This is a genomic window from Marinobacter sp. MBR-105 (genome assembly GCF_053628895.1).
Genome location: NZ_JBRJHG010000025.1, coordinates 1 through 14,919 on the forward strand (window position 1 = coordinate 1; position 14,919 = coordinate 14,919).

The 14,919-nt window shown below is 59.9% G+C and carries 11 protein-coding genes and 1 pseudogene; 9 read left to right on the plus strand and 3 right to left on the minus strand.

The annotated features are described in order from the left end of the window. Positions 1–265 (minus strand): annotated as a pseudogene (locus ACSSVV_RS19890) (hypothetical protein); the annotation flags it as partial. A gap of 325 nt (positions 266–590) precedes the next feature. Here ACSSVV_RS19890 and nhaB point away from each other — a divergent pair. Both nhaB and ACSSVV_RS19900 read left to right on the plus strand, forming a co-directional pair. Then, the gene (nhaB, locus tag ACSSVV_RS19895) at positions 591–2,096 is read left to right on the plus strand and encodes a sodium/proton antiporter NhaB (RefSeq protein WP_454106885.1); all 1,506 of its coding nucleotides are present in this window, start codon (positions 591–593) and stop codon (positions 2,094–2,096) included. A gap of 131 nt (positions 2,097–2,227) precedes the next feature. Then, entirely contained in the window at positions 2,228–3,016 is a 789-nt protein-coding gene (locus tag ACSSVV_RS19900; protein WP_227501192.1) for a substrate-binding periplasmic protein, read from the plus strand. A 12-nt stretch (positions 3,017–3,028) separates the two neighbouring features. Here ACSSVV_RS19900 and ACSSVV_RS19905 read toward each other — a convergent pair whose 3' ends face one another. Together ACSSVV_RS19905 and ACSSVV_RS19910 are read right to left on the minus strand one after the other, a co-directional pair. Next, on the minus strand, positions 3,029–3,934 hold the full coding sequence (locus ACSSVV_RS19905) for a response regulator (RefSeq protein WP_023008415.1): 906 nt from the start codon (positions 3,932–3,934) through the stop codon (positions 3,029–3,031). Beyond that, positions 3,921–7,304 (minus strand): hybrid sensor histidine kinase/response regulator, encoded by a 3,384-nt coding sequence (locus ACSSVV_RS19910; RefSeq protein WP_011787269.1) that lies wholly within the window; start codon positions 7,302–7,304, stop codon positions 3,921–3,923. Before ACSSVV_RS19910 ends, ACSSVV_RS19905 begins: the two co-directional genes overlap by 14 nt. Positions 7,305–7,605: 301 nt before the next feature. Here ACSSVV_RS19910 and urtA point away from each other — a divergent pair, with 301 nt between their 5' ends. From urtA to ACSSVV_RS19945, 7 genes are all read left to right on the plus strand, one after another. Then, positions 7,606–8,871, plus strand: a complete 1,266-nt coding sequence (gene urtA, locus ACSSVV_RS19915; RefSeq protein ID WP_011787268.1) for an urea ABC transporter substrate-binding protein — start codon at positions 7,606–7,608, stop codon at positions 8,869–8,871. Between the two features lie 80 nt (positions 8,872–8,951). Next, positions 8,952–9,878, plus strand: a complete 927-nt coding sequence (urtB, locus tag ACSSVV_RS19920) for an urea ABC transporter permease subunit UrtB (RefSeq protein WP_011787267.1) — start codon at positions 8,952–8,954, stop codon at positions 9,876–9,878. A 9-nt stretch (positions 9,879–9,887) separates the two neighbouring features. Continuing rightward, complete coding sequence (urtC, locus tag ACSSVV_RS19925) at positions 9,888–11,087, plus strand: urea ABC transporter permease subunit UrtC (RefSeq protein WP_023008413.1); 1,200 nt, start codon at positions 9,888–9,890, stop codon at positions 11,085–11,087. Then, positions 11,087–11,845: an urea ABC transporter ATP-binding protein UrtD gene (urtD, locus tag ACSSVV_RS19930; protein WP_023011872.1), complete on the plus strand. Its 759-nt coding sequence runs from the start codon at positions 11,087–11,089 to the stop codon at positions 11,843–11,845. The genes urtC and urtD overlap by 1 nt, the downstream gene beginning before the upstream one ends. Positions 11,846–11,847: 2 nt before the next feature. Then, positions 11,848–12,537: an urea ABC transporter ATP-binding subunit UrtE gene (gene urtE, locus ACSSVV_RS19935; protein WP_011787264.1), complete on the plus strand. Its 690-nt coding sequence runs from the start codon at positions 11,848–11,850 to the stop codon at positions 12,535–12,537. A 174-nt stretch (positions 12,538–12,711) separates the two neighbouring features. Next, positions 12,712–13,758 (plus strand): aliphatic amidase, encoded by a 1,047-nt coding sequence (locus ACSSVV_RS19940; protein WP_394132780.1) that lies wholly within the window; start codon positions 12,712–12,714, stop codon positions 13,756–13,758. A 15-nt stretch (positions 13,759–13,773) separates the two neighbouring features. Further along, positions 13,774–14,817 (plus strand): AAA family ATPase, encoded by a 1,044-nt coding sequence (locus ACSSVV_RS19945; protein ID WP_454106886.1) that lies wholly within the window; start codon positions 13,774–13,776, stop codon positions 14,815–14,817. The last annotated feature ends 102 nt before the right edge of the window (positions 14,818–14,919 follow it).

Sequence of the window (14,919 nt, forward strand, 5' to 3'; positions counted from 1 at the left end):
CTATTTTATGGTCAACCCCGGCGTTGCCGGATGAATCGGCAGAGACCGGTAAATTGCTGGCTGTCTGAAAACGGCGTTTTTGCAGGGGCGACTCAGTAGCCTTCTGGTGAATGCCCCGGGCCATGATGTCCCAGAACGGGATACGAATGTCGGGAACCAGATAGGCCAGCGTGCGTTCCTGAGCCGCAGCGTCGGATGCCGGGTTGAGCATCAGGATCAGAACAACGGGAAGTGCCCGGAATACACGGACCAGAGAGTGTTTCATGCCGACATCGTATTGCTGGAAAGCGGCCTATTTTACTGTGTGTAACTTGGCGACATATAGTTCTTTGGGATGATCTTTATCAAATTGTTGGTGAATACTTGCTTCCCGCAAGGTCGCTGGCAAAGGCGGAGGGCCGCCGCTGGATAACTCGCGTCGTTGACCAATTCCCGGTAAACTAGGCGCCCTGCCAGGGGTACGCCCCGCCTACACCTGAATGTGGGCCTTTCTACCACCTTCGGGCCATTACCCCGGGCACAAATATCAAGGAAGATAACGGCTTCATGCCGCATACTTCTCCGGCAGTCATCTTCAGAAGAATTGTGTAATGCCCAACACCGTAATTGCTGGCTTCACCCATAATTTTCTTGGCAAGGCACCCGTCTGGTACAAGCAGGTTATTCTGCTATTCCTGATTGCCAATCCCGTCGTGATGTACGTGCTTGGACCGGGCGTTGCAGGCTGGCTGCTGATCGGCGAGTTCATTTTTACCCTGGCAATGGCGCTGAAATGCTACCCACTGCTCCCGGGGGGCTTGCTGGCGGTGGAGGCCCTGCTGATCGGGCTGACGTCCGCGGATGCGGTGTACCATGAGGTTCTGACCAATTTCCCGGTCATCCTGCTGCTGATGTTCATGGTGGCGGGTATTTACTTCATGAAAGAGCTGCTGCTGGTGACCTTCACCCAGATTCTGGTGGGGGTGCGGTCCAAGTCGGCGTTGTCGCTGCTGTTCTGTAGCGCTGCGGCAGTGTTGTCTGCGTTTCTCGATGCCCTGACCGTCACCGCCGTCATCATCAGCGTTGCGGTAGGTTTCTTCTCGGTCTATCACAAGGTGGCATCCGGCAAGGGTTACCAGCAGAAAGACCACAACACCAACAGCGACGACGAAGTGATTGAGCTGCACCGGGAAGATCTGGAAAACTTCCGGGCCTTTCTGCGCAGTCTGCTGATGCACGGGGCGATCGGTACCGCCCTGGGTGGCGTCGCCACCATGGTGGGTGAGCCCCAGAACCTGCTGATTGCCAAGGTGGTTGGCTGGGATTTCGCCGGCTTTTTCCTGCACATGGCACCGGTGAGTATTCCGGTTTTGTTCGCCGGTCTGGCCACGTGCTGGGCGCTGGAGAAACTACGCTGGTTTGGCTATGGCGGTCGACTGCCCAAGCCGGTGCGACGGGTGTTGGAAGAGTTCGCTGACAATGAAAAGGCTCGGCGCACCAAGTCTGATCAGGCGGCGCTCTGGATTCAGGCGGTGGCCGCGGTCATTCTGGTGTTTGGTCTGGCATTCCACATCGCCGAAGTAGGATTGATTGGCCTGCTGGTGATTATCCTGATTACCTCCTTTACCGGCGTGACGGACGAACACCAGATTGGCAAGGCGTTCCAGGAATCCCTGCCCTTTACCTCATTGCTGGTGGTGTTTTTCGCCGTGGTGGCGGTGATTCACGAGCAGCACCTGTTCAAACCGATCATTGATTACGTACTGGCGCTGCCTGAAGGCCAGCAGCCGGGCATTTTCTTCATTGCCAACGGGCTGTTGTCGATGATCAGCGACAACGTGTTTGTGGCGACCGTCTACATCAGCGAAGTGAAACAGGCGCTGGACGCCGGCAGCATCAGCTACGAGCACTTCCAGACCCTGGCCGTAGCCATCAATACCGGTACCAACCTGCCGAGCGTAGCCACACCCAATGGCCAGGCGGCGTTCCTGTTCCTGCTGACCTCAGCCATTGCGCCCCTAGTGCGATTGTCCTACGGGCGCATGGTGATCATGGCGTTGCCTTACACCATCGTGATGGGGGGCGTCGGTCTGTACATGGTCACCCACGCGTTCTGAGTCATGGTTTTGCATATTTCACCGCACAGTTTTCATAGGATCTGTTAACCTTCAGGTAAACAGATAAAAGAAAAGCGGTATACATGCGCAGTTGCCAACAACCCCAATCGATCCTTTCGCGCGCCTGTCTGATGGCGCTTTTTCTTGTTCTGGTTTTCTCCTATTTGTTCTATCCCACCGCTGTCCGTGCCTCAGAGGCAGAGGCTATTGTCGATAAAACCATACGGGTTGCTTATGTCGAGTTTCCGCCGGTCACTTATCGGGATGACAGGGGCGAGCCTGCCGGAGAGTTTGTGGACATCACCCGCAAGGTGGCGGCAGAGGCGGGTTACCAACTGGAGTTTATCTACCTGCCGGTGGCACGCACCTACCTCTATCTGAAAAACGGCACGATTGATTTGTGGATGGGGCTAACCGACATTCCCGCTTTAAAAGACGACATTCTCGAAAGCTGGATCAGCCCGATTCCGGTGGAACTCAGTGCCTGGTTTCTCGAAGGCGTGCCGCCGGTGGATCATATGGATCGCCTGCGCAACAAAACCGTGATTCTGATCGGCGGCTATACCTATGCTGGCCTCAGAGACTGGCTGACCTCCCAGCCCGATATCCAGATTACCGAAGCACCGAACCATCGGTCCGGCCTCAATATGCTCAAGCGTCATCGCGGCGATTACCTGTTGGACTACCGGCAACCGGTCCAGCAAACCCTGAGCCGGAACGAAGATAACGAGATTCGCGAATCGGAAATGCGCAGCCGCAATGGCGCCTGGCTGTTTTCCCTGGCCAATCCGCGTGCGGCAGTTCTGCGTGAGGCCTTTGACGACGCTTACCTGCGCCTGGCCGAAAAGGGCGAAGTACCGCCGGTGCGGCGGTTTCAGCAAACCTACGTGGTGCCAGGATTCCCGGAGCAGTACCGGTAACACCGGCAGGCTTTAAAGCGTTGCCAGCACCCGAATGGCATTGGCCGCTGCCGCCGTCCGGTTTTCCACATTCATCTTCCGGAACACCTGCTCCAGGTGTTTATTCACGGTGCGGGGGCTCATCTCCAGAATCTGTCCGATTTCCCGGTTGGTCTTGCCATTGGCGATCCACAGCAGGACATCCGACTCCCGCAGGGTAAGATCAAAACGTTCCCGCAGCGCCGCTGAGGCGCTGTTCTGGTTCTGGGGTGTTTTCAGACGCAACAGGTATTCCTGGCCATCCACCAGGGCCAGATATTCAATGGAGCGGGGCGTGTCCAGTAACTGGATGGGCAGACTGTGGCCGGGATCTGGCCGGTGGCCCAGCCAGTCCTCAAGTTGTTCCCGTACTTCCTGAAAGTCCTCGTGATCCGGCGGCGGCAGGCAACGGCATACTTGCGGGGTACCCCACAGCAGGTTGCCCTCGCGGTCGACCGCAAACAGGTTCTGACCGGCGGTATCGAGCGCGCAACGGGCGCTGCGGGTCATTCTGGCGTTGGCCAGGTGCACCGCCATGCGGGCCAGTAACTCGGTGGTGTCGATGGGCTTGGTAACATAGTCCACGCCGCCGGCATTCAGGCCCATAACCACGTGTTCGGTATCGCTCAGGCCGGTCATGAAAATGATCGGAATGTCCGCGAAGGCGGGGTTTTCCTTGAGTCGCCGACACGTCTCGAAGCCATCCATATTCGGCATCAGCGCATCCATCAGCACCACATCGGGGGTGATGTTCTGGCTGATGGTCAGGGCCTGATTACCTTCCAGCGCCACCAGCACGGTCATGCCAGCTTCTTCCAGTGCATCATTGATCATGCGGATGGAATCGATGGCGTCGTCGACGACCAGTACCACGGTTTTGCGGTCATCAGGATGCTTCATGTTCGGCTACCTCAAGAAGTTCGAGAATCTTCTCGAACTGGAAATCGTTGGTGAATTTGGTGATCTCCTGAACGAAGGCGTCACTGGCGTCTCCGGCATACTGCAAGCTGTGCAGTGCCTCCAGCAGGCCCTTGCGATGGCCGATTCTGGCCAGGTCTGCCAGCGCCTCGCAGTGCTCCCGGGCGGGCAGTTCAAGCGCGCCGCTGGCTGGCAGCGGTAGCGCGGCCAGGGGCTCCGGGCTTTTCTCGAAGCGCCAGTCCAGGCCCATGACCCGGCCAATGGTGTCCAGCAGCAGGTTCAGTCGCACCGGTTTGATGATGTAACCGTCGTGCAGGCGCGGTGCCTCGGCGCTATGGTGGCCCTCGTTGGCGTCGGCAGAGACCATCACCACGGGCAGGTTGTATTTCATTTCCCTGAGCTCGGCCAGCACCTCCCAGCCGCTTTTCCCGGGCATCGACACATCGAGCAGAATCAGGTTGGGGCGCTCCTGTTCCACTCGTTCCGGAACGGTCATGGCATTGCCGGTGTCGCTGATTTCAAAGCCAAGTGGCGACAGCATGGCCCGGATCACCTGACGATGGGAGTCGTCGTCATCCACCAGCAGGATTTTCCGGCGGGCGCCATGGTAGCCGTAGATCCTGCGGGCCGGCGTCGAGATCGAGCGTGGGCTGGCGGAATGCAGGCTCGACAGCATCAGGCTGACCTTGAACACGCTGCCCTCGCCAGGTTCGCTCTCCACCGAGATGTCGCCGCCCATGATTTCCGTCAGCAGTCGGGTGATGGTCAGGCCCAGTCCGGTTCCGGTGCGGCTCTGGCCGGGATTGCGGATACGCTCAAACGGCCGGAAGATGCGTTCGATGTTTTCTGCGGCAATGCCCTCGCCGGTATCACGCACGGTGAATTCCGCCACCTGGCTGCGGTAGCGGAGGGTCAGTGACACGCTGCCCTGGTCGGTGTATTTGATGGCGTTCGACAACAGATTGATCAGTATCTGGCGCAGGCGTTTTTCATCGGTGGTCACCAGTTCTGGCAGAGGGTGAGGGCAGTGGTAGTCGAACGCCAGGCCCTTTTCTTCGGCCTGAAGCCGGAACATGGTGACCAACTGCTCCATCAGCAACCCGATGCGCACCTGGTCACGGTGCAGATCCAGCCGGCCCGCCTCAATTTTTGAGATATCCAGCAACCCTTCAATCAGATCCGCCAGGTATTCGCCGCTGCGGCGAATGACCCCCAGGGCTTCCTTGCGATGAGGCGGTACCGAGTCGTCGTTCTCCATGAGCTGGGCGTAACCGAGGATGGCGTTCAGGGGCGAGCGTAACTCGTGGCTGATTCCGGTCAGATACCGGCTTTTGGCGCCGTTGGCGGCCTCGGCCTGCTCCTTGGCCTGCTGCAGGGCCTGGTCGGTGCGTTCGTGGGCGACAATTTCCTCGGTCAGCAGGCGGGTCTGGCGCCGGGATTCCTCCTCCGCCACTACCCGGCTTTCATGGGCCAGTACAAACAGCCAGCAGATCACTCCGGTGACAATGACCAGAATGAAGAACACTTTCCACAGGGTGACAGACAGCAGCGTAGCCTCGGCAAGCGAAGCCACCGGGGTTTTGAAGTAGATCAGCGACAGCAGCAGTGCGGAAAACCCGTTGATGACCACCAGCAGCGACAGGAAATGCCCGAGCCGGGAGCGCAGTGCCGACAGCAGTGGCGCCGGAAGGAACCGCCCGAGAAACTGCTGCATCTGCTCCTGGTAGCCGGCGCCCGGTTTGCAGGCGTCCTCACAGCGGGCGTCCAGCGAACAGCACAGCGAGCAGATGGCTCCATCGTAGGCGGGGCAGTGGGTGACATCTTCCGGCTCGAAGCGGTGTTCGCAGATGCTGCACCCCACCAGTTGGTGATCGGTGGCCAGGGGCACAAACGGACGGGCGGTGTAGAAACGCCCGCCGGTCTTCCAGGCAATCAGGGGCGCGGTGACCAGTGCCACCGCCAGGGCAATGAAATGGGAAAGGGCCTGGGCGTAGTCACCCAGTACCCCGGTGTGGCAGGTGATTCCCACCACCGAGGCGGTGATCATGGCGCCTACGCCCACCGGATTGATGTCGTACAGGTGCGCCCGTTTGAATTCGATATGGGCCGGGCTCAGGCCCAGGGGTTTGTTGATCACCAGGTCTGCCACCAGGGCACCCACCCAGGCAATGGCGACAATGCCGTAGAACCCCAGGGTCTCTTCCAGTGCCCGATACACGCCAAGTTCCATTACCAGCAGGGCAATGGCGACATTGAACACCAGCCAGACCACCCGGCCAGGGTGGCTGTGGGTCAACCGGGAGAAGAAATTGGACCAGGCAATGGAGCCGGCGTAGGCATTGGTCACGTTGATCTTGATCTGACACAGAATCACGAAGATGCCGGCCATCGCCAGCGAGAGCTCGGGGGAATGGGTGATGTAGTTGAATGCCACCAGATACATCTGGGTTGGATCGGCCGCCTCTGTCGCGGAAATGCCCTGATTCAGTGCAAGCACGGCCAGAAAGGAGCCGGCCAGAATTTTCACCATGCCGATGACAATCCAGCCGGGGCCGCCGGCCATCACCGCCACCCACCAACGGCGCCGTTCCGGGGCGTTGGTGGGCTCGGGAATGAAGCGCAGGAAATCCACCTGTTCGCCAATCTGGGCAATCAGGGAGAACACCACCGCGGCGGCCGCCCCGAACAGCAGCAGGTCAAAGCCATTGTCGGCGGGCAGGCCCACGCCCTGGAACTGCGTCCAGTCGGTGATGGAGGAGGCATCTGCGTAGATGATGAAAACGAAAGGCGCCAGCTGCAGCAGGATAAACAGGGGCTGGGTCCACACCTGAAAGCGGCTGATGGTGGTGATGCCGTGGGTGACCAGAGGAATGATCACCACGGCGCAGATCAGGTAACCCAGTACCAGGGGAATGGCAAACAGCATTTCCAGCGCCATCGCCATGATGGCGGCCTCAATGGCGAAGAAGATGAAGGTAAAGGAGGCGTAGATCAGCGAGGTGATGGTCGAGCCGATATAGCCGAAGCCGGCGCCCCGGGTCAGCAGGTCGATATCCACCCCGTAGCGGGCGGCGTAGTAGCTGATCGGGATCGCGGTCAGGAAAATCACCAGGCTGACCGCGAGGATCGCCGCGACGGCGTTGTCGAAGCCATAGTGCAGGGTAATGGAGCCGCCGATGGCCTCCATGGCCAGGAACGAGATGGCCCCCAGCGCAGTATGGCTGACCCGCGCAGCCGACCACCGGCGTGCACTTTTGGCGGTAAAGCGCAGGGCGTAGTCTTCCAGGGTCTGGTTGGCCACCCATTGGTTATAGCTGCGCCGGACCCGAAAAATATTCTGTTTTACTGCCATTCCCGCCCTGCTCCTGGCCCGCCGGGCCGCCCTGAATTGGTGCGCGTTTGCTGCCGTCACGCACCGGATCAGAAAGCTGGAACAAGAACCGTGCCATAAACCGGTGCAACGGATGTGCGCCTTGGGGTTGCCTGCGGTTGTAACCTGTCTGACCTGGCACGGGTATGCGTCAAATGACGTACCACGCTGGGGTGAATGCCGAATGGGCACCCATGACAGCCCTGAGCAGAATGATTGACGTGGGCACTGTGCTTCCGGAGCGGAGCACGGTACCGGCTTTCAACCACTGCGAGGAATGACCATGGGAACCACAACCATTGCCGCCGGAGGGCGGAGTCACAAGAGCAAAGGGCTACGAAAGAGCCTGGCCACCCTGGCCGCATCCATCATGCTGGCCACGTCGGCCCAGGCGGCCACGCCGGCAACCGATGAGGTAAACACCACCGGACTGGCGGTCACTGACGACACCGTCAAGGTCGGTATCCTGCATTCCATCACCGGCACCATGGCTATCAGTGAGATTGGTTCGGTGCAGGCCGAGAAGCTCGCTATTGAGCAGATCAACGAGTCCGGCGGTGTCCTTGGCCGGCAGATCGAGTTTGTCCAGGAAGACGGCGCCAGTGACTGGCCCACCTTCGCGGAGAAATCCCGCAAGCTGCTTCGCCAGGACAACGTCGCGGCCATCTTTGGTGCCTGGACCTCGGCTTCCCGTAAAGCCATCCTGCCGGTCATCGAGCAGTACAACGGTATGCTGTACTACCCGACCTTCTACGAGGGTCTGGAGCAGTCACCCAACGTGATCTACACCGGCCAGGAAGCCACCCAGCAGATTCTCGCGGGTATCGACTGGGCGGTGAAAGAGAAAGGCGCCAAAACCTTCTACCTGCTGGGCTCGGATTACATCTGGCCCCGTACCTCCAACAAAATTGCCCGCAAGCACATCGACAAACTGGGCCTGAAAGTGGTGGGCGAGGAGTACTACCCGCTGGGCCACACCCAGTTCAACTCCGTGATCAACAAGATCAAGCTCAAGAAGCCGGACGTGATCTTTGCGTCGGTGGTGGGTGGTTCCAACGTGGCCTTCTACAAGCAGATGAAAGCCGCCGGTGTCGATTTCACCGACGAGAAGCCGCTGCTGCTCACCATCTCCGTCACCGAGGATGAAATCCGCGGTATCGGCGGTGAGAACGTGGAAGGTATCTACGCCTCCATGAAGTATTTCCAGAGCCTGGATAACCCCAACAACGAAGAATTCGTGGCCGCCTTCAAGGAAGCCTGGGGTGACGACATGGTGATTGGCGACGTAACCCAGGCGGCCTACCTCGGCCCGTGGCTGTGGAAGATGGCGGTGGAAAAAGCCGGCTCCTTCGACATCGACAAGATCCGTGAAGCCTCACCCGGTATCGAATTTACCAAGGCACCGGAAGGTTATGTCCGCATCCACGAAAACCATCACCTCTGGTCCAAGACCCGCATCGGCCGCGCCAAAACCGATGGCCAGTATGAAGTGGTTTATGAAACCGACGAGCTGATGGAACCCGATCCGTTCCCGGAAGGTTACCAGTAAGCAGCCGTGGCCGGTGCCTTCGGGCACCGGCGTCCGGCTCGGACGCAAGCACGTGTTCTTAAGCGACGGGAGTAAGGGTCATGTTTGACGGATACACCACCAGCGAATTGATGTCGATTTTTGCCATGCAGGGCTTTGCCGGGCTGTCCCTGTTCTCGGTATTCGTACTGATGGCACTGGGCCTGGCGATCATTTTTGGTCAGATGGGGGTGATCAATATGGCCCACGGGGAATTCATGATCCTCGGCGCCTACACCACCTACCTTGTCTCCGGGTTTTTCCAGTCGGTCCTGCCCGGTCTGTTTGGCGGATACTTCTTCGTCGCCATCATTATTGCGTTTCTCATCTGTGCGGCCCTCGGGGCCTTTATCGAATGGGCCATGATCCGGCACCTCTACCGGCGCCCGCTCGACACCCTGCTGGCCACCTGGGGCCTGAGCCTGATCATGCAGCAAACCTACCGCTCCATCTTCGGGGCCCGGGAAGTGGGTGTGGAACTGCCGGAGTGGATGATGGGCGCCATCCAGGTTACCGATCTGGTGGAACTGCCCATCAACGGTCTGTTCGTGATGATCATTGCCCTGTCCATCGCCCTGGGGGTTTACCTGCTGATGTACCGCTCCGGCTGGGGCAAGAAGGTCCGTGCCGTGGTACAGAACCGCCCGATGGCCGAAGCCGTGGGCATCAACAGCGCCGGGGTTGACCGTATGACCTTCGCCCTGGGCTGTGGCATTGCCGGTATCGCCGGTGCGGCCTTCACCATGATCGGCTCCACGGGCCCGTCCTCCGGCCAGGCCTACATTGTCGATACCTTCCTGGTGGTGGTGTTCGGCGGTGCCCAGAGTCTGATTGGCACCATTGTCTCTGCCTTCGGTATTTCCCAGGCCCAGTCCACGATGGAGTTCTTCCTCAGTGGTTCCATGGCCAAAGTCCTCACCCTGCTGGTGGTCGTTGGCATCCTGATGCTGCGCCCGGAAGGCCTGATGGCGCTCAAGGTCCGTCGCTAGGAGACTGTCATGAAAAGCACTTCCCCTTTGAAATGGTTTGCCTCCCGAGAGGGACTCTACTATCTGGCACTGGCGTTGCTGCTGGTTGTCATCCTGCCGCTGGCGCTGGACCCGTTCCGCCTGAACATGGTGGGTAAATACCTCACCTACGCCTTCGTGGCCATCGGCCTGGTGATGTGCTGGGGCAAAGCCGGCATCCTCAGCCTGGGCCAGGGCGTGTTCTTCGGCCTGGGCGGCTACTGCATGGCCATGTTCCTGAAGCTGGAGGCCTCCACGCCGGAGGCCACGGCCATCCAGTCCACGCCCGGTATCCCGGACTTCATGGACTGGAACCAGCTGACCGAGCTGCCGTGGTTCTGGGAACCGTTCCACAGCTTCTCGTTCACCCTGCTGGCAATCGTCGGTGTGCCGGTGCTGCTGGCATTCATCATCGGTTTTGCGATGTTTACCCGCCGGGTGGGGGGCGTCTACTTCGCCATCATCACCCAGGCCATCGCCGCCATCCTGACCATTCTGATCATTGGTCAGCAGGGCTACACCGGGGGTGTCAACGGCATTACCGATCTGCAGACCCTGATGGGCTGGGACATCCGCACCGACGAGGCCAAAACCATCCTGTACTTCGTGTGCGTGGGCCTGCTGTTCGTGTGCCTGTTCGTGGCCCGGTTCGTCCAGAACCGCAAGCTCGGTCGCATCCTGGTGGCCATGAACGCCCAGGAAAACCGGGTGCGTTTCTCTGGCTATGACGTGGCCGCGTTCAAGATCTTCGTGTTCTGCCTGGCCGCCGCCTTTGCGGGCATTGGCGGCGCGCTGTTCACCCTGATTGTCGGCTTCATGTCGCCCTCGTTCATCGGCATCGTTGCCTCCATTGAAATGGTCATCTTCTGCGCCCTCGGGGGTCGCCTGTCGATTCTGGGCGCAGTCTACGGCGCGTTGCTGGTGAACGCCGCCAAGAGCGGCTTCTCCGAATCCTTCCCGGAATTGTGGCCGTTCGCCATGGGCGCGTTGTTCATCGGTGTGGTGCTGGCGTTCCCGAATGGCCTGGCCGGCCTGTACCAGACCTACGTGATGCCCCTGGAGGACCGTCTGTTCAAGCGCAAGCCGAAAGCAGCGGCGAGCACCCCGGCGAAGCCAGCGCCTGCTGCCCGCCAAGAGGAGGGCCGTGATTACGACCCGATGCTGGATCAATACAGCCCGGAGAAATCCTGATGAACGCAGCCAAAGCACAGAGTAAGGACTTCCTGCTCGCAGTCGAGGGCCTGACCGTCTCATTCGATGGCTTCAAGGCGGTGGATGATCTCTCGTTCTACCTGGACCCGAAAGAGATCCGGGTCATCATCGGCCCCAACGGGGCCGGCAAAACCACGGTACTGGACCTGATTTGCGGCAAGACCAAGGCGACCTCGGGGTCCATCAGGTTTGATGGCAAGGAGCTGACCAGACTCAAGGAGCACCAGATTGTGCATTCCGGCGTTGGCCGCAAGTTCCAGACCCCGTCGGTGTTCGAGGACCTGACGGTGTTCGAGAACCTGGAGGTGTCTTATCCACAGGGCCACAGCGTGATGGGGGCGCTGGCCTTCAAACGCTCGGCTGAGGTGGTGGCTGCGGTGGAAGACGTGGCCGAAACCATCTTCCTGAAAGATGCCCTGGACCAGCCGGCGTCGCTGCTCAGTCACGGCCAGAAGCAGTGGCTGGAGATTGGCATGCTGCTGATCCAGAAGCCGGACCTGTTGATGCTGGATGAACCGGTGGCCGGCATGTCGGTGGCCGAGCGCAAGAAAACCGCTGAACTGCTGCGGCGCATTACCAAAGACCACACGGTGCTGGTGATCGAGCACGACATGCAGTTTGTCGGGGATATCGCAGACCGGGTCACGGTGATGCACCAGGGCAAGGTTCTGTCTGAGGGGTCCATCGAGCACGTGAAGTCGGACCCGAAAGTCATCGAAGTCTACCTGGGGCATTGATCATGCTGAGCGTCAAACAACATTCGGTGGCCTATGGCCAGAGCAGCATCATCCAGGACCTGAACCTGGAGGTGGGCAAGCAGGAAATCGTGGCGGTGGTTGGCCGCAACGGTATGGGTAAAACCACCCTGATGAAATCCCTGGTGGGCATGACTCCAAGCCGCGGTGGCCAGGTCACGCTGGATGGCACGGACCTGTCGAACCTGAAGAGCTTCCAGCGGGTGAGGGCCGGCATCGGGTTTGTGCCCCAGGGGCGGATGATTTTCCCGACCCTGACGGTGAAGGAAAACATCGAGACCGGTCTGGCCGCGGTGGGCGAGAAGAAAATTCCGGAAGACCTTTATGAGCTGTTTCCGGTGCTGAAGGAAATGCAGCACCGCCGGGGCGGCAACCTTTCGGGCGGGCAGCAGCAACAACTGGCCATTGCCCGGGCCCTGGCGACCCGGCCCAAGGTGCTTCTGCTCGATGAGCCGACCGAGGGTATCCAGCCCAACATCATCAAGGACATTGCCAAGACCCTTCGGCGCATTCGCGACGAGCGGGGGCTGTCGATTGTGGTGTCGGAGCAGGTGCTGAGCTTTGTGATGGATGCGGCGGACCGGATTCTGGTGATCGAGAAGGGGGAGATTGTGCACGAGGAGCTTCGGGAAGAGGCGGATCAGGACAAGATTGCCAGCTATCTGGCCGTTTGATTATGGGGTTTGGTGCAAGCCGCTGAGGCGGGGACAACCTTCCGAAACACGCCGTGAATACGTCCCTGTAGGCTCGGATGCGCCATCCCTGGCGCATACGGTTTCGGAAGGTTGTCCCCGCCCCATCGGCCCGAACTTCAGAGATAACCTGCAAAGAACCTTGGAGTAAGAAGTATGAGACACGGTGATATTTCCAGCAGTAACGATACCGTCGGCGTGGCGGTGGTGAACTACAAGATGCCCCGGCTGCATACCAAAGCCGAGGTGCTGGACAACGCCCGCAAGATTGCGGACATGATCAAGGGTATGAAGGTGGGGCTGCCGGGGATGGATCTGGTGGTGTTTCCGGAATACAGCACCATGGGGATCATGTACGACAACGACGAGATGATGGAGACCGCCGCCACCATTCCCGGAGATGAAACAGCGATTTTCTCGGCGGCCTGCCGGGAGGCGAATACCTGGGGGGTGTTTTCGCTCACCGGCGAACGCCATGAAGATCATCCCAACAAGGCGCCTTACAACACCCTGGTGCTGATCAACAACGAGGGTGAGATTGTCCAGAAATACCGCAAGTGCATTCCCTGGTGCCCGATTGAAGGCTGGTACCCCGGCGATACCACCTATGTGACCGAGGGGCCGAAGGGGATGAAGCTCAGCCTGATCATCTGTGACGACGGCAACTACCCGGAGATCTGGCGCGACTGCGCCATGAAGGGGGCGGAGCTGATTGTGCGGTGCCAGGGTTACATGTATCCGGCCAAGGAACAGCAGATCATGATGGCCAAGAGCATGGCCTGGGCCAACAACTGTTACGTGGCGGTGGCTAATGCCTCCGGCTTTGACGGGGTGTATTCGTACTTCGGGCACTCCGCCATCATCGGCTTTGATGGTCGTACCCTGGGTGAATGTGGCGAGGAGGACATGGGGGTTCAGTACGCCCAGTTGTCGGTTAGCCAGATCCGTGACGCCCGCGCCAACGACCAGTCCCAGAACCACCTGTTCAAGTTGCTGCACCGGGGCTACACCGGCGTCCACAACTCCGGTGACGGCGACAAGGGCGTGGCCGATTGCCCGTTCGAGTTCTATCGCACCTGGGTGATGGATGCCCAGAAAGCCCAGGAAAACGTCGAGGCCATGACCCGCAAAACCGTGGGCACGGCGGAATGCCCGGTGGGTGAACTGCCGTTCGATGGCAAGGAAAAAACTGCAGGGGCCTGAGCCCGGGAGACCGCGATGCCGTTTATCAATGAGCGGCTGGAAGCCAACCGGGAAACGCTGGCTAGGAACCGGGCCGATTCAGGCCCGATTCGTGTTTCCCGGTTCCGCTTTGAGCCGGACGCCGTAATGGCGAGCCTGCGGGCCAATATCGTGGGCCAGCAGCACGCCCTGGAGGCGATGGAATCCATGCTGGTTCGGGTGAAGGCCGACATCGGTGAAGAGAACCGCCCGCTGGCGGTTCACTTGTTTCTGGGGCCGACCGGGGTGGGCAAGACTGAAACCGTACGGCTGATTGCCGAGGCCATTCATGGCAGCCGCGATGCCCTGTGCCGCATCGACATGAATACCCTGGCCCAGGAGCACTACGCGGCGGCGCTGACCGGCGCGCCGCCCGGTTATGTGGGCAGCAAGGAAGGCCACAGCCTGTTTGATCTTGAGAAGGTTCAGGGATCGTTCAGCAAACCGGGCATTGTCCTGTTCGACGAGCTTGAAAAGGCCAGCAAGGAGGTCACCCGGACCCTGCTTAATGTGCTCGATACCGGCCGGCTGGTGTTCCCCTCCGGCAACCGGCAAATCGACTTCCGCAACACGCTGATCTTTATGACCAGCAACGCCGGAGCCCTGGAAGCGGAAGCGCACCATCATCGCTATCAGCGAGGCTGGCGCCGCTGGCTGGGGCTGGAGCCGGGCCCGCAGGAGAACCTTCGGGACAAGGCTCTGCGCCGGCATTTCGACCCGGAGTTCCTGAACCGGATTGACCAGATTCTTACGTTTAATCCCCTGACAGACCAGTGGCTGTATGCCCTTCTGGAGATCGAACTGGCCGGGTTGAACAAGCGCCTGGCCCGCAAACAGGCCTCGCTGGATTTGTCGGTGGAGCTGCGCAGTGTGTTGTGCCGCGATTACGACAGCCGCTATGGTGCCCGCGAGATGCTACGGGCGTTCCGCCAGAAACTGGAGCCGGCGCTGGCCCGTGCGTTGCTGGCGCATCCCGAGCATTCCTCATTTCTGGCCGAGCTCAAGGGGCAGGAGATAGTGGTGCGCCAATACGTCGAATGACGTAGGTGCCGGGGGCAATTCGCGAATACCGCGCCGCTGGCGTATCGCGGATAGTGAAACGGTCAGCGCAGGCGCCGTCGGGCACTGCGTTCCCAAGCTTAG

Excerpts from the sequence above, each read along its gene's own strand:
- nhaB (WP_454106885.1), top strand. The coding sequence starts at position 591 with ATGCCCAACACCGTAATTGCTGGCTTCACCCATAATTTTCTTGGCAAG.
- ACSSVV_RS19900 (WP_227501192.1), top strand. The coding sequence starts at position 2,228 with ATGGCGCTTTTTCTTGTTCTGGTTTTCTCCTATTTGTTCTATCCCACC.
- ACSSVV_RS19905 (WP_023008415.1), bottom strand. The coding sequence starts at position 3,934 with ATGAAGCATCCTGATGACCGCAAAACCGTGGTACTGGTCGTCGACGAC.
- ACSSVV_RS19910 (WP_011787269.1), bottom strand. The coding sequence starts at position 7,304 with ATGGCAGTAAAACAGAATATTTTTCGGGTCCGGCGCAGCTATAACCAA.
- urtA (WP_011787268.1), top strand. The coding sequence starts at position 7,606 with ATGGGAACCACAACCATTGCCGCCGGAGGGCGGAGTCACAAGAGCAAA.
- urtB (WP_011787267.1), top strand. The coding sequence starts at position 8,952 with ATGTTTGACGGATACACCACCAGCGAATTGATGTCGATTTTTGCCATG.
- urtC (WP_023008413.1), top strand. The coding sequence starts at position 9,888 with ATGAAAAGCACTTCCCCTTTGAAATGGTTTGCCTCCCGAGAGGGACTC.
- urtD (WP_023011872.1), top strand. The coding sequence starts at position 11,087 with ATGAACGCAGCCAAAGCACAGAGTAAGGACTTCCTGCTCGCAGTCGAG.
- urtE (WP_011787264.1), top strand. The coding sequence starts at position 11,848 with ATGCTGAGCGTCAAACAACATTCGGTGGCCTATGGCCAGAGCAGCATC.
- ACSSVV_RS19940 (WP_394132780.1), top strand. The coding sequence starts at position 12,712 with ATGAGACACGGTGATATTTCCAGCAGTAACGATACCGTCGGCGTGGCG.
- ACSSVV_RS19945 (WP_454106886.1), top strand. The coding sequence starts at position 13,774 with ATGCCGTTTATCAATGAGCGGCTGGAAGCCAACCGGGAAACGCTGGCT.